This is a genomic window from Streptomyces sp. NPDC091279 (assembly GCF_044757465.1).
In the GTDB taxonomy this organism is placed as follows: Bacteria; Actinomycetota; Actinomycetes; order Streptomycetales; family Streptomycetaceae; genus Streptomyces.
Genome location: NZ_JBIVVA010000006.1, coordinates 174,032 through 192,425 on the forward strand (window position 1 = coordinate 174,032; position 18,394 = coordinate 192,425).

The following is an 18,394-nucleotide window of genomic DNA, read 5'->3' on the forward strand; positions in this document are numbered from 1 at the left end:
AAGCCGATCGCTCCGTCAACATGCCCTGTGCAGAACGTACTTGGCGAAATCGAGGAACATCCGAGGAAGAGGCGAGGAAGAACGTCGACTCCGTACGAAGAACCGATGAAGGGACGGGGCTGGATCTGTACCGCCACGATGGCCACGCTCGTATCAGCCCTTGCAGAGGGTCTTTGACCAGGCACGAGTGTCGGGCTCGGCCAGCGCTGCCCGCAGCCCGTGCGAGCAGTTCCAACCAAGTAGTCGGAGACAATGAGATGACCGTTCCGACGGCTGAAGACGCAGCCTTGGCCAGCACGCCGGACACCGCGTCGTTCCCGTTCTCGGAGGAGGACTGGCACCTCGATGTGACGATCACGGACGCTCCGCATCCGGTACCGGCCAACTGTGACACCAACGACGGTTGCAAGTCCTCGTGCGCGTCCTCCTGCACCAGCGACTGACCGCGCGGCCATCGGCCTGATCCTGTGCGCCGGGGAGCGATCCGGCCCACCGGGCCGGACACCTGACAAGGAGGAACGATGAAGCGGGCCAGACTTCTCCGGCGTGGTGATGTGCTTCTCCTGCGCGCCGGCGTCGCCCCCGGCACCGGGCAGCACAGCCACTGGCCCGCACCGGACGACCCGGAAGCGTGTCGCAGATGGCTGGCCGAGGTGTGGTCCCAGGCGGACTTCGCGACCGCGGTACGTGCCGCCGCGCCGCACCTGGTCCGTGCCGTGGAGCAGGCGATGGACGATCCGGGCCTGTCACCGGGAAGAATCCGCAAGACGGTCACCTCCACAGCCCGGTACCTGTTGCGTGCTACTGGCCGACCGACCCCGTTCGGCCTTTTCGCCGGGGTGACCATCGCGCGCACCGGGCCCGCTCTCGGCCGCTTCGGCGTCGAGCATCGCCCGGTGGCCCGTCCGGACGCCCTCTGGCTCGACCACGTGCGTCGCGACCTCCAGGGCCGCCCGGACGTCCTGCCTCATCTGACGGTGGCAGTCGACAACTTGACGGTGCGGCGGGGCAACACCCTCGAACGCCCCATGCCCGGCGGCCGAACGGCGACCGTCCGCCTCACCCCGCCGCTGGCGGTCGTCCTGAAGATGAGCACCGACCCGGTGCCCTGCCGGAACATCGTGGAACGGCTCAACGAGATGGGCGGCTCGGTCGCACAAGCGACAAGCCTCCTCACCGCGGCCCTTGACGCGAGACTGCTCACCACTCAACTCCACGCCCCGGTCACGGACATGGACCCCCTCGGTCATCTCCTTCGCGCCCTGGAGCCCGCGAGAGCGCACCTGAAGCCGGAGACCATCGGAGTACTGCGCGAACTCACCGCCGTTCATCACCTGCTGGATCGCCACAACACGGCCTGGGGCCGGTCAGCGGCGCGGGAGATCCGCGAAGAGGCCGAGCGCCGGATGACCACGGTCAAGGACGCCGGGCGCGTACGGCTGGGCGTGGACCTTCGTCTCGACGCCACTGTGCAGATCCCCGAACCTGTTCTGGCCGAGGCCGAGGCCGCCGCCCAGGTCCTGGTCCGGCTCACCCGTCACCAGGGCGCGAAGCCCAACTGGGCCGCCTACCACAGTGTGTTCTGGGACCGGTACGGTGCGGGCAGCCTCGTTCCCGTGCGCGACGCCGTGGACCTCGCGGCCGGAGTGGGACTGCCCGCCGGCTTCCCCACATCGCTGAGGCCCGAGCAGCAGGACCGGGCGCTGCCGAGGGACGAACTGTTGATGCGGCGGGCCTGGGAGGCCGCGGTCACCGGAGTGCACGAGATCTGCCTCACCGACGCCGATATCGACGAACTGAGCCCCACCGCGCAGAGCGCCGACGACGATGTGGCCCTCGCGCCGCACGTCGAGATGGGCGTGAAGGTCCACGCCAGGAGCCAACAGGCCCTTGACCAAGGTGACTTCACGGTATCGGTGCGTCCGGCCTGGAGCACCGGGAATCTCACCGGCCGGTTCGCGGCCATGCTGCCCGACAGCGGCCTGGGAGAGACGTACGGGAAGCTGCCGACCCTGGTGGACGGGGCACTTCCCGCGCAGCTGTCGTTCACCCCGGACTATCCGCATGCCGAGAACGTCGCGCGCATCCCGGCGTTCCTGCCGTACGTGATTCCGCTGGGCGAGCACCGGCCGCCCGCCGCCCATCTCATCCCCCTGGACGACCTGGCGGTGCTGTCCACCGGCAAGCACCTGCACCTGGTGAGCCTTTCGCGACGACGCGTCGTCGAGCCGGTCGTCCTGCACCCGCTCGCTCTGGACAAACAGGCACCGCCCATCGCCCGCTTCCTGGCCCAGCTCGGCCGGGGCTTCGCCACTGCCTGGACCCCGTTCGACTGGGGCCCGCTCGGCGCCGGGATGCCGTTCCTGCCCCGCGTCCGCTACGGCAAGGCCCTGCTCACCCCCGCCCGATGGAAGATCACACCGGGCGACCTTCCCGCCGGACCCTTCACACCGGCTTGGCGCGACGCCCTGACCGGCTGGACCCGCACCTGGCGCTGCCCGGAGTTCCTCGAACTCAGGGAGGACGACCGGACCCTGCGCCTCGACCTGCGCGAGGCCCTGCACGCACGCATCCTGTTCGACCATCTTCGGCGCCACGGCAGCGCCGACCTCCAAGAGGCCTTCCTGGACGAGGAGTCGGGGTGGATCGGGCACGCCCACGAGATCGTCGTGTCCCTCACGTCCACCCGGCCGCCGCTGCCCCACCCGGACACCGCCGACGCGCCTGTGGTCACCCACCGCACCCCTGTCGGTCCCGACGCGGATCAGCCGTGGGTACAGGTCAAGCTGTTCACCGCCCCGGCCGTCATGGACCAGATCCTCGCCCGCACGCTTCCCGACCCGCTGGAACAGCACCCCACCTGGTTCGTCCGCTATCACTCGCTGTTGGAGGACAACCACCTGCGTCTGCGCGTCGCCGCGACCGATCCGGACACGCACGCCACCCTCACCCGGACACTCGCGTCCTGGGCTCGGCAGCTCCAGGACGACGCACTGATCTCCCGGCACGCCTTCGACGGGTACCGCCCCGAAACCGGCCGGTACGGCATCGGCGCCGCCATGAAGGCTGCCGAGGAGGTCTTCACGGCCGACAGCAGGATCGTCCGTCACGCCCTGACCGACCTCCCGCACGCGGATCGACGTGCGCTGTGCGCTCTCGGCATGATCGACATCGTTCTCGACTTCCTCGGCGACGCGGACGGCACCCGTTGGATGGCCACCACGCCCGCCCCCGGCAGCGGCCTTTCCCACGTCAACCACCTGCTCGCGGAGCAGACATCCACCGGCCTTCGGGCACGGCCGCCCGGCTGGACGCCACGCCTCGACGCAGCCGACGCCGCCCGGCGTGATGCGCTGCGCCGCTACCGCGAACACCTTGCCGACCGGCAGGTGACGACCGTGTTGGAGTCGCTTCTCCACATGCATCACAACCGCTTCATCGGACCGGACCGTGATGCGGAAGCCGTCTGCCGTCACGCCGCCCGACAAGCGTGTCGTACCGCGTGGATACGGGAGAGCGGCCAGTGAACGGAGACCAGCCAGTGAACGATCACGTCCACGAGCTGGGCGCGGGTGGAGTCGGAACACTTCTTCGGCAGGCCGTCGCGGCCCACGCCGACGGAGTGTGGGAGGCGGCGCACCGCACCGCCCGCGCCGTCGTCGCCGAGCCCGCCTCCGTCCACCTGGACGAGGCGAGCCTGTATCGCGGCGCACCGGCCCTCGCCTACGCGCTGCACACCGCCGGGCATCCGGCCTACCGCCCGGCGCTCGAAACGCTGGACGAGGCGGTCGCCGGTCTGGTGCGCGCCCGGCTCGCGGCGGCGGGGGCGCGGCTGGCCGCCGGCCAGTTGCCGAGGACGCGGGAGTACGACCTGATCAGTGGGCTCACCGGGCTCGGCGCCTGTCTCCTGCACCGCAGGAGCAGGCCGGAGCTTCTGCGGGACGTGCTGCGCTACGAGGTCCGGCTGTTGCTTGAGCCCGTCACGATCGACGACCGGCAAGTACCGGGCTGGTGGACCTCGGACAGTCCGAGCGGCCGGCCCGTCGAGGAACTCCCGCACGGGCATGGCAACTTCGGGCTCGCGCACGGCGTAGCGGGTCCTGTCGCCCTCCTCGCGCTGTCCGCCCGCGCAGGCCTCGTGGTACCCGGACAGTTCGAGGCGCTGTCGTACGCGTGCCGACTGCTGGAACAGTGGTCCTGCCGTGTCCTGTCGGGTGGAACGGCCTGGCCCGAGGCCATCACCGTGGAGGAGTGGTACACCGGACCGCCCTCCTTCAGGACTCCGGGCCGGCCGTCCTGGTGCTACGGCACCCCCGGCATCGCTCGTGCTCTTCAACTGGCCGCTCTCGTCTGCGGCCATGCCCTCGCGCGGCGACGCGCGGAAGACGCGCTGACCGCCTGCCTCACCGACCCGCCGCAACTCGGCCTGCTCCGCGACGCCACGGTCTGCCACGGCTGGGCAGGACTCGTCCTCGTCGCCGCAGCCGCCGCGGCCGACGCCGCCCCCGGCAGTCCGCTTCCCGCACAAGTACCCCTGCTGCGCGCGCGGTTGGCCGCTCATCTCGACCAGCAGCCGGTACCCGGCACGGACGGACTTCTCACAGGCTCGGACGGCGTACTGCTCACCTTGCTCACCCTCGACCCGAACCGGCGCGCTGCACCGACCTGGCAGACGTGCCTCCTCCTCGACTGATAGGCATTCCCACGTGAATGACACCCCGACCGTCGATGCCCTCCGCAACAGTCTCGTCGACCAGCTTCTGGTCGACAGGCCGCTCCCACCGCGTGTGGAAGAGGCCTTGCGCACCGTGCGCCGGGAGATCCACCTGCCCGGGCTCGATCCGGCCGTGGCCTACCACGACCAGGCCGTCACCATCAAGGACAACCCCGACGGGCCGCTCGCCCTGTCCTGCGCCTCCATGCCGTCCATCGTGGCCATGATGCTCACCCAGCTCGACGCACAGCCCGGCGACCACGTCCTGGAGATCGGCGCCGGCACCGGCTACAACGCCGCGCTCCTGGCCCAGATCGTCGGCGACGACGGCCAGGTCACCACCATCGACATCGAACCCGACGTCGCCCTGCACGCCCGCACCGCGCTCGACCGGGCCGGATACGAGCACGTCCGGGTCATGGAACGCGACGGGCTGAAGGGCGCGCCCGAGTACGGCCCCTACACCCGCATGATCGGCACCGTGGGCTTCTGGGACATCCCCCTGACGCTGCGCGACCAACTCGTCGACGGCGGACGGTTCGTCCTCCCGCTGCGCTGGCGCGGCCAGACCCGCTCCGTAGCCCTCACCCGCCAGGGCGAAGCACTGGTCAGTCACACCATGGAGCTGTGCGGCTTCGTCCCCATCGTCGGCCAGGACGGCGAACACACCACCGAGTCGGCCGACGGCACCGTTCGCATCCACCACGACCAGGACCAGGACGTGAACGCCGCCCGGCTGAACGACGCCCTCACCCAGGCGGCGACAGAGGCATGGTCGGACGTCCGGGTCGGCGGCGAGGAATCCTTCGACGGGATCTGGCTCCGCGCGACCGCCTTCGAGGACACCGTCTGCCGACTCGAAGCCACTCCAGCCGCCGTGGACAACGGACTGCGCCGCCCTGCGATCATCGGCCGAAGCCCCGCACTGGTCTCCAAAAGCTCCTTGGCCTACCTGATCGCCAAGCGCGACGACGGGGACACCGAACGGCGTTCGCTTTTGGGCGCCGCCCACCTCGGGCCCGAGGGTGTCGGTCTGGCCGAACGCCTCATCGCGCACATCACCGCGTGGGGAGCCGACCGCACCGCCGTACCTCGTCTCGCCCTCCACCCGGCGGGCACGCCGGACCATGCACTTCCCGCAGGTCACGTCATCGACAAGGGCGACTCTCGCATCGTCCTCTCGTTCGCGTAGAACGGCGTTGGGGCAGGCTCATACCGGCCCGCCTTCTTCCGCAACGGCGTTCCAGAGGTGCTGTTTTGGACATTGGCCTGATTTCGTCTAGTACCTGTCCAAGAGTTATGAATGCAGACTCTTCACCGAATTGACAGGCAGTCAGGTGTTTAAACGTCAAAGGGGCGCGTATAGGGTTTGGTCATGCACAGCCCAAATGGGATGTCTCAGTCCCCCCGGCTCGCCGATCTCGCCTCCCTCGTCCGGATGCCCGCCGCCCTGAGCGTGCCGGGTGACGTGCTCGCCGGTGCGGTCGCCGGGGGTGGGCGGCCGCATCCCCGGGTCGTCGTGACGATGGCGTCGTCCGTCGCCCTGTACTGGGCCGGGATGGCGCTCAACGACTACGCCGACGCGAGTGTCGACGCGGTGGAACGGCCCCAACGACCCGTGCCGTCAGGGCGAGTTGGCCGCCGGACCGCGCTCGCGGTGGCCGGTGGGCTCACGGCGGCGGGGCTCGGGCTCGCCGCGCTGGCCGGTGGCCGCCGGGCGCTCGGGGTGGCCGTGCCGCTGACCGGCCTGGTCTGGGCGTACGACCTGCGCCTGAAGTCGACCCCCGCCGGGCCCGCCGCGATGGCCGGCGCCCGCACCCTGAACGTCCTCGCCGGAGCGGCACCCGGACAGCGGGCGGCCGCGCTCCCGGCGGCCCTGCTGGTCGGCGCGCACACCTACACCCTCACCGCGCTCAGCCGCCACGAGGTGACCGGCGCCCCGCCCGCGCTGCCGGTCGCGACCCTGGCCGGGAGCACCGCAACCGCCGTTGCCACAGCGGTACTTCCGGGTGTGCGGCGCCGCAGTTCCGCCGCCCGCGTCGGCGCCGCCGTCGGCGCGCTCGGCTACCTCGCCTCGTACGGCACCGCGCAGGCACGTGCGGTGCGGGAGCCCTCCGCCGCGAACGTCCAGAACGCCGTCGGCACCGGCATCATGGCGCTGATGCCCTTGCAGGCGGCGCTCACCGCGGGCGGCGGGGCCGTGCGGCTCGCCTCGGTCCTCGCCGTGGCGCATCCGCTGGCGCGCAGGCTCGCCCGGAAGGTGTCACCGACATGACCTCCAGACCCACGCTCGCCCAACGGCCGTTTCCCGGGCCCGAGTTGGAGCGGCTGCGATTCGGGTTCGGGACCAACGGGTTCGGCTGCCACCGGCTCGACGACATCCTGACCGTCCTCGCCGACCTCGGATACGACGCCGTCGGGATCACCCTCGACCACCGCCACCTCGACCCGTACGCCGCCGACCTGACCTGGCAAGTCGCCCGCCTCGCACGGCGGTTGGACCGGCTGGGGCTCACCGTGACCGTGGAGACGGGGGCGCCCTATCTGCTGGACCCCTGGCAGCAGCACCACCCCACCCTGATGACGCTGCCCGGCGCCGAACGCCGCGTCGACCTGCTCGGCCGCGCCGTGCGGATCGCCGCCGACCTCGGCGCCCCGGCCGTCCACCTGTGCAGCGGCCCCGCGCCGCGTGACGTGCCCGCGGAAGAGGCCTGGAAGCGGCTGGCCGGAGGCTGCGAAGAGGTGCTGGAGGTCGCCGCGCGGCACGGGGTGGCCCTCGGCTTCGAACCCGAGCCGCACCAGTTCATCGACACCGTGGAGAAGGTGGTCGAGCTGCGGCGACGGCTCGGCGACCCCGACCTCTTCGGCATCACCCTCGACATCGGGCACGCCCACTGCGTCGACCCCCTGCCCCTGCCGCGCTGCGTCGAACTGGCGGCGCCCCACCTGGTGAACGTCCAGATCGAGGACATGCGGCGCGGAGTGCACGAGCACCTCGAACTCGGCGCCGGGGAGATCGACTTCCCGCCCGTGCTGGCCGCCCTGAAGGCCGCCGGATACCAGGGGCCGGTCTCGGTGGAGATCCAGGGCGCCGCCCTCGACGCACCCCAAGTCGCCCGCCGTTCGCTGGAGTTCCTCAAGGCCGCCGAACCATCCTGACGGCGAGCCGCTCCGGCTCCGGGGTGTTGTGGCGCTGAAACGCTCTCTGACGCCGGGGCGTTGTGCCGCCGGCGCGTTCCGGCACCGGTGCGTCCCGATTCCGGGGCGTCCCCCTCGTTCCCCTCGGGGCGTTTTCAACTCACCATCACCGTAAGGCAGTTGTGTCCCACGGCTGCCCGAAAAGAGGAGGTATGCGCGGTGGATACCCAGGTCCTTGCCGCCCTCGACCGACATCTCGACGACGCCGCCCGACAGTGGCTCGACGACGCCCTCACCCGGATCGCCCAGCACCCGCAGGCGGTGCGTGCCGTCTTCCCGGCCGTCGGACGCCGCTGCGGACGGGCACCGCTGCTCGCCGGATGGACGGTGGCCGACGCCGCCCGGGCCCGGCTGCTCGGCGCCCTGCCGCTGCGCGGGACACCCCTCGCCGAGGAGGTCGCCGCCCTGTACCGGTACGGCGACGCCGCCGAACAACGCGCGGTACTCGGGTCGTTGGCGTCGATCGAGGACACGGACCCGGCCTACGGCGCCCTGGGACTGACCCTCGTACGGGAAGCGCTGCGCGGCAACGACACACGGCTCATCGAGGCGGCCCTCGGCCCCTACGCCGCCCGGCACCTGGACGCCGACGGCTACCGGCACGCCGTTCTGAAGTGCGTCTTCCACAGCATCCCACTCGACCGCATCACCGGACTCGACACCCGCGCCGATCGCGAACTCGCCCGCATGCTCGGGGACTTCGCCCATGAGCGCGTCGCCGCCGGACGCACCGTACCCGCCGACATCTGGCCCGTGCTCCGCACCCACGGGGCCGCGGCAGACGCCTCCGGACTGGCCGCCGAAGCCCACTCACCCGTACCCGAACGCCGCGCCGCCGCCGTCCTCGCCCTCACCGCCTTCCACGCCACCACACCCACAGGAGCCGCACGATGCGCATCTTCGACCCCCACATCCACATGACCTCCCGCACCACCGACGACTACGAGGCGATGTACGCGGCCGGAGTACGCGCGGTCGTCGAACCGTCGTTCTGGCTCGGCCAGCCGCGCACCTCGGTCGAGAGCTTCGTCGACTACTTCGACGCGCTGCTCGGCTGGGAACCGTTCCGCGCCGCGCAGTTCGGCATCCAGCACCGCTGCACCATCGCCCTCAACCCGAAAGAGGCCAACGACCCCCGCTGCACAGGCGTGTTGGACCTGCTGCCGCGCTACCTCGCCAAAGACGGCGTGGTCGCCGTCGGCGAGATCGGCTACGACTCGATGACGCCCGAAGAGGACGACGCCCTCGCCCGGCAACTCCAACTCGCCCTGGAAAACGGCCTACCCGTCCTCGTCCACACCCCGCACCGGGACAAGGCCGTCGGCACCCGCCGCACCCTCGACGTGGTCCGCGAGTCCGGCATCCCGCCCGAACACGTCCTCATCGACCACCTCAACGAACTCACCGTCGCGATGGTCGCCGACAGCGGCTGCTGGATGGGTTTCTCCGTCTACCCCGACACCAAGATGAGCGAGGACCGCATGGTGCGGATACTCCAAGAGCACGGCACCGCACGGAAACTCGTCAACTCCGCAGCCGACTGGGGCCGCAGCGACCCACTCAAGACCCGCAAGACCGCCGACGCCATGCTCGCGGCCGGCTTCGACGACGACACCGTCGACGAGGTCATGTGGCGCAACCCCGTCACCTTCTACGGCCAGAGCGGACGCCTCGACCTCGACACCGTCGCGCCCGACGCCACCGCCCTCTTCCAGGGCAACTCCGTCCAGCGCGGCGGGGAGTGAGACCCGGTGCGCTTCTTACACCCTGACGGCACCACCGTTCACCTCGCCTATTGCAGCAACGTCCACCAGGCCGAGGACCTCGACGGCGTGATCGGCCAACTCGCCTCCTACGCCGAACCGGTGAGGCAACGGCTCGGCGTCGACCGGCTCGGCATCGGCCTCTGGCTGGCCCGGGACGTCGTCACCGCACTCACCGACCGCCCCGACGCCATCGGCCACCTGCGCCGCGAACTCACCGCACGCGGCCTGGAGACCGTCACCCTCAACGCCTTCCCCTACGGCGGATTCCACCGCGAGGTCGTCAAGCGGGACGTCTACCTGCCCGACTGGACCGACCCCGCCCGGCTCCGTTACACCGTCGACTGCGCCCGCGTACTCGCCGCCCTGCTGCCCGACGACGCCCGGCGCGGCAGCGTCTCCACCCTGCCGCTGGCCTGGCGCACCCCCTGGCCGACGCCCGCCCACGACACCGCACGCCACGCCCTCGACCAACTCACCGCAGAACTAGCCGAGTTGGAGCGGAAGACGGGACGTGCCGTGCGGGTCGGATTTGAACCCGAACCCGGATGCGTCGTCGAGAACACCGTGCAGGCCGCCCAGCAACTCGGCGGACTCGACCCCGAACGGCTCGGGATCTGCCTGGACACCTGCCACCTCGCCGTACAGTTCGAGGAACCCGCCGACGCCCTGCGCCGCCTCGCCGACGCCGGACTCCCGGTCGTCAAAGTGCAGGCCTCCAGCGCCCTCCAGGCCGACGACCCCGCCGATCCGGCCGCCCGCCGCGCCCTCACCCGGTTCGCCGAACCCCGCTTCCTGCACCAGACCCGCAGCGCCCCGCACGGCGTCGTCACCGGCGTCGACGACCTCCCCGACGCCCTCGCCGGACGCCTCGACGACACCTCCGCCTGGCGCGTCCACTTCCACGCCCCCCTGCACGCCGCACCCGAACCGCCGTTGCGCACGACCACCGGTGAACTCGCCTCGGCACTAAGGGAGTTGCTGGGTGGACCGGACGCCGTCTGCGATCACGTCGAGGTCGAGACCTACACCTGGTCCGTGCTGCCCGCACGGCAACGCCCCACCGACCGGGAGGGCCTCGTCGACGGACTCGCCGCCGAACTCGCCTGGACCCGCGACCAGTTCACCGCCCTCGGCCTGACGCAGCACACCGCCCACCGCACCCCGCGCAAGGAGACCGCCCCATGACGCGCCTCGTCGTCCTCGACATCGTCGGCCTCACCCCCCGCCTGCTGCGCCACATGCCGGCCGTGTCCGCCCTCGCCGACCAGGGCTTCCAGGCCCGCCTCAACCCCGTCCTCCCCGCCGTGACCTGCTCGATGCAGTCCACCCTCCTCACCGGCGTGACGCCCACCGACCACGGCATCGTCGGCAACGGCTGGTACTTCCGCGACCTCGGCGAGGTCTTCCTCTGGCGCCAGCACAACGCCCTCGTCGGCGGCGAGAAGATCTGGGACACCGCCCGCCGCACCTCCCCCAACTACACCGTCGCCAACGTCTGTTGGTGGTACGCGATGGGCGCCGACGTCGACTTCACCGTCACCCCGCGCCCCGTCTACTACTCCGACGGCCGCAAGGAACCCGACTGCTACACCCGGCCGCCCGAACTGCACGACCGACTCACCGACCGGCTGGGCCCGTTCCCCCTGTTCACCTACTGGGGACCCAACGCGGGCATGCCCTCCAGCCAGTGGATTCTGGGCGCCGCCCGCCAGATCTTCGACGAGCACCAGCCCGACCTGACCCTCGTCTACGTCCCCCACCTCGACTACGAACCCCAGCGCACCGGACCCGACTCCCCGCAGACCGCCCGCGAGGCCCGCCGCCTCGACGACGCGCTGCGCCCCCTCCTCGACCACTTCAGGAACGAGGACGCCACCGTCGTCGTCCTCAGCGAATACGGCATCGCGCCCGCCTCCCGCCCCGTCGACATCAACCGCGCCCTGCGCCGCGCCGGTCTCCTCGACGTGTACACGCAGGACGGCATGGAGTACCTCGACCCGTGGACGTCCCGCGCCTTCGCGGTCGCCGACCACCAGACCGCCCACGTCTACGTCCGCGACCCCGCCGACCTCACGCAGGTCAGCGACCTCGTCGCCGGTCTCGACGGGGTGGCCGAGGTGCTCGACGCGCAGGGCAAGGCGCGGCACGGGCTCGCGCACGAACGCGCGGGTGAACTCGTCGCCGTCGCGGAGTCCGACGCGTGGTTCACGTACTACTACTGGCTCGACGACGACCGGGCACCGGACTTCGCCCGCCAGGTCGAGATCCACCGCAAGCCCGGCTACGACCCCGCCGAACTCCTCTACGACCCCGCCGTGCCCGCCGTGAAGGCGCGCGCCCTGGCCCAGGTCGCCCGCAAGAAGGCCGGTCTGCGCTACCGCATCCGGACCGTGCCGCTCGACCCGTCCGGCATACGCGGCAGCCACGGCCGACTCCCCGACGACCCGCAGGACAGCCCCGTCCTGCTCTGCTCCCGCCCGGAGCCCGGGTGGGAGCGGGGGCGGGAGCCTGAACGGGAGTCTGGACGGGAGCGCGGGCGGGGGCGCGGGCGGGGGCGCGGGCGCGACGAGATTGACGCTACCGAGGTCAAGGGGCTGCTTCTCGGCTTGGCGGATCTGCCCACGTCCTGACCTTCGCCTGCCGAACCTGCGCGGGTTACGCGGCGACCGATCGCCAGATCCGTTCCGGGAGTACCTCGACCGCCTCGTCGAGGTCGATGTCGCCGTAGCCCGCGAGGTAGCGGCGGGCCGTGCCGACGAGCGGGCCCAGGAGCAGCCCCTCCAGCAACGGCACCGGGAGCGGGGCCAGTTCGCCCGACGCGATGTGCGTCTGCGCCCACTGGGTGAAGGGGGAGAGCCGGGCCTCCTGGACGTCGCGCAGTTCCCTGCCCGCCTGCATGCCGCGTCGGTCGGCGTCGGACGAGTGCAGGAAGAGGGCCGCGTCCGGGTGCTCGCGGAGGAAGTTCAGATACGACTCCACGATCGCCCGGACACCCTCCCGGGCACCCTCCTGCTCCTGGAGCGCGGTGACCATCTCGACGAGGAGGCGGCCCAGCCACCGTTCGGCCAGCGCGGCGAAGAGGCCGTCCATGGTGCCGAAGTGGTGGTAGAGGCTGCCGAGGCTCACCCCGCTGCGCTCCCGCACCGCCTTGACGGTGAACCCTCGTTCACCCTCGGTCACATACACCTGCAACGCGGCGTCCAGGAGGCGATCGACGGTGATCTCGCCGCGCTGCTGCTTGGGGCTCATGCCGGAATCCTATTCCAGATCGCCAGCTTCCAGAACTCCGTTCTAGATAAATTTTCTAGAGGAGATTTCTAGAAAGCTCTTCCGAACGGTGGCGTTGCGGGCGCACACTGAGCGGGTGCCGCCGAGCGCCACGGGGGAGCGCCTCGGCGGCACGCTTCTTTGCATGCCGAACGACGTTCAGGGTCAAGGGGGTTGGCTGATGTCCGAGGTGGAAATGGTGGCGGCCGCACTGGTGGCGGGAGCGTCGGCCGGGCTCACGGACAGCGCGCGGTCCACCGTGCACGATCTGTACCTCACGTTGCGCGCGGCGGTGCGCAGGCGGCTGGACCGGAGCGGGGCGGACGTCGATGTGCTGGAGGCGTCCGATCCGGACCCGGAGGTGTGGCGGCGGCGGCTGGCCGGCGCGCTGGCGGGCTCCGGGATCGAGCGGGACCGGGCCGCGGTCGCCATGGCGGGCCTCCTGCTCGACCAGATGCGCCGGGCGGGCGGCATCGCCGTGGACGCCAGCGGCGCCCAGGGCGTGCAGGTCGGCGACCACAACACGCAGCACAACACGTTCTAGCGACCTGGTCGGGAGTCATGCCCGCGAACAACCGCCGTGCGAACGTCAACGCCCAGGGCGCCCAGGGCGTGCAGGTCGGCCACCACAACACGCAGCACAACACGTTCGTGATCAGGGCCGGGGCGTTGGCGGTGGTCGCGGTGGTGGGGGTGGCGCTGACGTTCACCTACCAGAACTGGGACGGGGGCACGGAGAAGACGGCGTCGACGAAGGCGACGTCCTCCGCCGACGGTTCCGAACGGGGCTCCGGGTGGGGGCAGTTGGCCTCGCGGACGCCGATGTCGTCGAACACGGGGGACGCGGACGCGGATGCGGATGCGGATGCGGAGACGTCCAGTCCCATGCCCTTGCCGACCCCCACTCCGGCGCCCTCGCCCACGCCCTCGCCCAGCCCGTCCTTCGACGCCGGGACGCTCGACGACGCGGCGACCGACCGTACGCCGGTCTCCGTCGCCGCGCTGCTGCCTGACTCCTTCACCGACGCCAAGGGGGTGCGGTACGCCCGCAACGGCGGGGGCGTGGGGACGTGCGGCACCTTCACCACGAACGTGCAGGCCACGGCCGTTCTCGCCCGTGCGGGGTGCTCCAGCGACAAGGTCGTCACCGGGACGTACGTCGACGCCGACGACCGGGTTCTCGTCTCCGTGGAGGTGCTGGCGCTGGCCGACCGGGACACCGCGGTTGCCGCCCACGGCAGGCTTGAGCACGACAACACCGGGGGGTGGCGGTATCGGTGTCCCACCGTGGGGACGGGGGCGGGGGTGTGTCAGCAGGGGGAGGCGTTGTCCCGGGCGACGCAGAACGGGTACACCGGGTCCAAGTACCGGTATCTGGTGTCCACGTTGGCCGTGTACATCGACCTTCGTCAGGACGCGGGTGGGGTGGCGTGGCTTACGGCGGCGGCGTATCGCGCCTGCGAGGTCGCCGGGCCGGCGAACTACCCCGGGAACCGGTAGATCCCGCTGACCGCGAGGGCTGGTCGCGCAGTTCCCCGCGCCCCTTACGGGTGGGTGCGGCACCCGGCCGTCCTTCGACTGCGGCGCCGTCGTGGCTGGTCGCGCAGTTCCCCGCGCCCCTTGAGGGGTGGGTGCCGGGGGCGGTTGTGGTTCGGCTGCGGCGCCGTCGTGGCCGGTCGCGCAGTTCCCCGCGCCCCTTGAGGGGTGGGTGCCGGGGGCGGTTGTCGTTCGGCTGCGGCGCCGTCGTGGCTGGTCGCGCAGTTCCCCGCGCCCCTTGAGGGGTGGGTGCCACGCTCGCTCGTTGTCCGGCTGCGGCGCCGTCGTGGCCGGTCGCGCAGTTCCCCGCGCCCCTTTGGGGCTCGCTGTAGTCGGCCTGCGGTCCCACCCAAGGACCCTTGCGCCAACGGGCCTCGGGGCACCACCCCCTAGGGGCGCGAGGAACTGCGCGACCAGCCACGATGCACCCGCACCCGACCACGCACCGGTCTTTTAGGGGCGCGGGGAACTGCGCGACGAGCCACGACGCACCCGCACCCGACCACGGTGGGTTCTGCCCCTCAAGGGGCGCGAGGAACTGCGCGACCAGCCACGATGCACCCGCACCCGACCACGCACCGGTCTTTTAGGGGCGCGGGGAACTGCGCGACGAGTCACGGTGGGCCCGCACCCGGCCACGGACCGGTGTTTTGGGGGTGCGGGCAGCTGTGGCGGGTCTGCGTTCCCTTCGTGGCGGGCTCAGTCCGTGGGGTGGGGGGCCGTTGGTGTGGGGGCCGGGGTCGGGGCTGGGGCGTCTGTGTTGACGCGGGTGATGATCGCGAGGCGCTCCGGGGTGTCCTCGGGGCGCAGGAACCCGACGGCGATGTAGAGGATCAGGGAGACGGCGAGCGGCGCGGAGACCTGGTACTCCAGCGGCACCCCACCCTCGATGCTCCAGTTGATGGGATAGTTCACGAGCCAGAAGGCGAAGAGACCCGCTGCCCAACTGGTGAGCGCAGCGGTCGGCCCGGACCTCCGGAACGCCCGCAACAACCCGAGCATCATCGGAATCGCGATCGGCCCCATCAACCCGGCCACCCACTTGATGACCACGGTGATGATGTCCTTGAACGCGGGGGAGTCGACCTGCGTCGCGACGGCCATCGACAGGCCGAGGAAGACAACGGTCGTCACCCGCGCGGCGACCAGCGCGGACCGCGAGCCCCACCCCCGCGCCCCCTTCGACAGCACCGGCGCCACATCACGGGTGAAGACGGCGGCGATGGCGTTGGCGTCGGACGAGCACATGGCCATGGTGTGGGAGAAGAAGCCGACGATGACGAGGCCCAACAGCCCGTGCGGCAGCAGCTGTTCGGTCATCAGGGCGTAGGAGTCGGAACCGTCCGGCTTCTGCGCCTCGACCAGCAGCGGCGACATCCACATCGGGAAGAACAGCACGACCGGCCACACCAGCCACAGGAGCGCCGAGAGCCGCGCGGAGCGCTCCGCCTCGCGGGGACTGCCCGTGGCCATGTAGCGCTGGGCCTGGTTGAGCATGCCGCCGTTGTACTCGAAGAGCTTGATGAACAGGAACGCGAGCAGGAAGACCGTGCCGTACGGGCCGACCAGTGGTTCGCCGTGCCCGCGCAGCGCGGGTTCGTCCCAGGCGCCGAGGAAGCCGATGCCCTTGTCGTTCAGTTTCATGACGACGGCGACGAACATGGCGACCCCGGCCAGCAACTGGATGACGAACTGGCCCAGTTCGGTCAGCGCGTCCGCCCACAGGCCGCCGATCGTGCAGTAGAGGGCGGTGATCGCGCCGGTGATGAGGATGCCCTGGTTCAGGGACATGCCGGTGAACACCGACAACAGGGTGGCGATCGCCGCCCACTTGGAGGCCACGTCGACGATCTTCAGCAGCATGCCGGACCAGGCGAGGGCCTGCTGGGTGCCGAGGTTGTAGCGGGCCTTGAGGTACTCCAGCGGCGAGGCGACGTGCAGGTGTGAGCGCAGCCGGTTGATGCGGGGCGCGAACAGCTTCGAGCCGATGGCGATGCCGAGGGCGATCGGGAAGGACCAGGTGATGAACGAGGTGACGCCGTAGGTGTAGGCGATGCCCGCGTACCCGGTGAACATCACCGCGCTGTAGCCCGACATGTGGTGCGAGATGCCGGACAGCCACCACGGCATCTTGCCTCCGGCGGTGAAGAAGTCGCTGACGTCGTCCACACGTTTGTGGGACCAGAGGCCGATCGCGACCATCACCCCGAAGTAGCCGATGAGTACGGCCCAGTCGAGACTGTTCATGCGCCCCCCTTCCGGGGTCTGACTTGTGAACTCCGTTCGGCGGCACGGCAGTTCACCCGTGCGGGACGGGGCGCCGGTGACCGCGACGTGCCCGCTCATCGTGGGTGTGAGCGCATGGACACGACAAGTAAGGCTAAGGCCAAGAGGCGGTAAAAGGTTCGACTCGCTGACCCCTATTCATGGATGTGAATAGGGGTAGGGGGTCGAGAACCAGCCGGAACGGCCGAGAGGCGCACTTCGGGAGACGGTGTGAAGATTCAAAAGCCGAGCCGTCAAGAATAAATAAATGAGGTTTGAAGGAGATTCCTTCCGTTCTCGAAAGGGTTTCGGTCCTTGCGTGGGTGCGGTATTGCTGCCCTTCAACTGTCGCTATCGAGCCGCTAATGTCCTATATGGAGGCGTGCCGGGCCTTTGGGGGGTGAGTCGACCGAGCGGAAGTCCAAGGTGCTCAAGGGAGAGATCGTGAACGGCAAAGAGTTGATATATTCGTCGCTGCATTCCGTGCCGTTGCCGGTCGCGTCGGAGTCCGCGAGTGAAACCGTGCCCCTCGCGATGCTTCTCGACGGAGAAGCGGTACGGCTCCGGGGAACGTGCGACGAACACGTGAGGCTCCTGGCCGAGTCCGGGAAGGAATTCCCGCCCATCCTCGTGCACCTCGGCAGCATGCGGGTGATCGACGGCATGCACCGGCTCGCGGCGGCGAAGTCGCGGGGGCGCGCGACCATACAGGTCAGGTACTTCGAGGGCAGTCCCGAGGACGCGTTCGTCGAGGCGGTCCGGGTGAACAGCGCCCACGGCTTACCGCTGACACTGGCCGACCGGAAGGCCGCCGCGGGCCGCATCCTGCGCGACCGGGGCGAGTGGTCCGACCGGCGGATAGCGGCTCTGGTCGGCCTGTCGCCCAAGACCGTCGGCGCGATCCGAGGGCGCCTGTCTGAGGAATTTCCTCAGTTGACGGCCCGCACCGGACGCGACGGCCGAGTACGCCGCCTGCCCACCGGGGAGAAGGCGTTCCGGGCAGGCCCGGCCACCCCCGACGGTCACCCCGGCGGCCCCCCTGGCGCCGCCCCCGCCCCCACCCCCACCCACGAGGCCGAGCGCCCGCCCGAGCGTCCGCCCGGCGCCGAGCACCGGCGCGACCTCCCGCCCGGAGGGCTCCCCGTACCGCCCCAGGACACCCCGCGCCCACGGCCTGCCGGCTCCCCGCAACGTCGTTCCACCGTGGACCTGCTGCGTCAGGACCCCTCGCTGCGCATGACCGAGGCCGGTCGCGCCCTGCTGCGCCTGCTCGATCTGCACCTGGGGCGGGCGGAGGACTGGGACCGGCTCGTCGAGCATGTGCCGCCGCACCGCGTGGAGTCCGTCGCCGACCTCGCCTGGGAGTGCGCGCGGGCCTGGGCCGACTTCGCCCAGCGCGTCGCGGGACAGGGGACGAAAGACGGCGGCGCCGACCTCTGACACCCGCGCGCCGACACCGCCCCCTATCGACGTGACACATCCTCACCTTTCCATGGACCGGAAAGGCGAATAGGTCCGCTGCCGAATACGCGCCACCGGCTGTTCGGTATGCGGGTGTGGTCCCGAACGCTCTCTGTGAAGGCGCAGGTTGTCGTCCCCCGGGGTGCCCGGTACGGTTTTTTCAATTCTCCGCACACCCTCAAGAACC

At 70.7% G+C, this 18,394-nt stretch carries 15 protein-coding genes; 13 read left to right on the plus strand and 2 right to left on the minus strand.

What is annotated here, in order from left to right; all coding sequences use genetic code 11:
* Positions 1 to 287 precede the first annotated feature (287 nt).
* From fxlA to ACIQOU_RS17090, 10 genes are all read left to right on the plus strand, one after another.
* On the plus strand, positions 288 to 443 hold the full coding sequence (fxlA, locus tag ACIQOU_RS17045; protein WP_401537514.1) for an FxLD family lanthipeptide: 156 nt from the start codon (positions 288 to 290) through the stop codon (positions 441 to 443).
* 78 nt (positions 444 to 521) lie between these two features.
* Positions 522 to 3,527 carry a lantibiotic dehydratase gene (locus ACIQOU_RS17050; RefSeq protein WP_401537515.1) on the plus strand — a complete coding sequence of 1,002 codons (3,006 nt, stop codon included), beginning with the start codon at positions 522 to 524 and terminating at the stop codon, positions 3,525 to 3,527.
* A 14-nt stretch (positions 3,528 to 3,541) separates the two neighbouring features.
* A complete protein-coding gene (locus ACIQOU_RS17055; protein ID WP_401537516.1) occupies positions 3,542 to 4,693 on the plus strand; it encodes a lanthionine synthetase C family protein in 1,152 nt (383 codons plus the stop codon).
* Positions 4,694 to 4,706: 13 nt separating this feature from the next.
* Positions 4,707 to 5,906, plus strand: a complete 1,200-nt coding sequence (gene fxlM / locus ACIQOU_RS17060; protein WP_401537517.1) for a methyltransferase, FxLD system — start codon at positions 4,707 to 4,709, stop codon at positions 5,904 to 5,906.
* Positions 5,907 to 6,107: 201 nt separating this feature from the next.
* Complete coding sequence (locus tag ACIQOU_RS17065) at positions 6,108 to 6,989, plus strand: SCO3242 family prenyltransferase (RefSeq protein ID WP_401537518.1); 882 nt, start codon at positions 6,108 to 6,110, stop codon at positions 6,987 to 6,989.
* Positions 6,986 to 7,873, plus strand: coding sequence for a sugar phosphate isomerase/epimerase family protein (locus ACIQOU_RS17070; protein ID WP_401537519.1), 888 nt, complete (start codon positions 6,986 to 6,988; stop codon positions 7,871 to 7,873). Before ACIQOU_RS17065 ends, ACIQOU_RS17070 begins: the two co-directional genes overlap by 4 nt.
* A 198-nt stretch (positions 7,874 to 8,071) precedes the next feature.
* Positions 8,072 to 8,833: an EboA domain-containing protein gene (locus tag ACIQOU_RS17075; protein ID WP_401537520.1), complete on the plus strand. Its 762-nt coding sequence runs from the start codon at positions 8,072 to 8,074 to the stop codon at positions 8,831 to 8,833.
* Positions 8,803 to 9,657: a TatD family hydrolase gene (locus ACIQOU_RS17080; RefSeq protein WP_401537521.1), complete on the plus strand. Its 855-nt coding sequence runs from the start codon at positions 8,803 to 8,805 to the stop codon at positions 9,655 to 9,657. The genes ACIQOU_RS17075 and ACIQOU_RS17080 overlap by 31 nt, the downstream gene beginning before the upstream one ends.
* Before the next feature lie 6 nt (positions 9,658 to 9,663).
* Positions 9,664 to 10,863, plus strand: coding sequence for a metabolite traffic protein EboE (gene eboE / locus ACIQOU_RS17085; protein ID WP_401537522.1), 1,200 nt, complete (start codon positions 9,664 to 9,666; stop codon positions 10,861 to 10,863).
* Complete coding sequence (locus ACIQOU_RS17090; RefSeq protein ID WP_401537523.1) at positions 10,860 to 12,308, plus strand: alkaline phosphatase family protein; 1,449 nt, start codon at positions 10,860 to 10,862, stop codon at positions 12,306 to 12,308. The genes eboE and ACIQOU_RS17090 overlap by 4 nt, the downstream gene beginning before the upstream one ends.
* Before the next feature lie 25 nt (positions 12,309 to 12,333).
* Here ACIQOU_RS17090 and ACIQOU_RS17095 read toward each other — a convergent pair whose 3' ends face one another.
* A complete protein-coding gene (locus ACIQOU_RS17095) occupies positions 12,334 to 12,927 on the minus strand; it encodes a TetR/AcrR family transcriptional regulator (protein ID WP_401537524.1) in 594 nt (197 codons plus the stop codon).
* Between the two features lie 199 nt (positions 12,928 to 13,126).
* On the opposite strand from ACIQOU_RS17095, the gene ACIQOU_RS17100 reads away from it, so the two are divergent.
* Complete coding sequence (locus tag ACIQOU_RS17100; protein WP_401537525.1) at positions 13,127 to 13,489, plus strand: hypothetical protein; 363 nt, start codon at positions 13,127 to 13,129, stop codon at positions 13,487 to 13,489.
* 17 nt (positions 13,490 to 13,506) lie between these two features.
* Positions 13,507 to 14,445: a hypothetical protein gene (locus tag ACIQOU_RS17105; RefSeq protein WP_401537526.1), complete on the plus strand. Its 939-nt coding sequence runs from the start codon at positions 13,507 to 13,509 to the stop codon at positions 14,443 to 14,445.
* 735 nt (positions 14,446 to 15,180) lie between these two features.
* On the opposite strand, the gene ACIQOU_RS17110 is transcribed toward ACIQOU_RS17105, so the two are convergent.
* Positions 15,181 to 16,728 (minus strand): sodium:solute symporter family protein, encoded by a 1,548-nt coding sequence (locus ACIQOU_RS17110; protein ID WP_401537527.1) that lies wholly within the window; start codon positions 16,726 to 16,728, stop codon positions 15,181 to 15,183.
* Positions 16,729 to 17,190: 462 nt separating this feature from the next.
* Here ACIQOU_RS17110 and ACIQOU_RS17115 point away from each other — a divergent pair, with 462 nt between their 5' ends.
* Complete coding sequence (locus ACIQOU_RS17115) at positions 17,191 to 18,186, plus strand: hypothetical protein (protein WP_401537528.1); 996 nt, start codon at positions 17,191 to 17,193, stop codon at positions 18,184 to 18,186.
* The last annotated feature ends 208 nt before the right edge of the window (positions 18,187 to 18,394 follow it).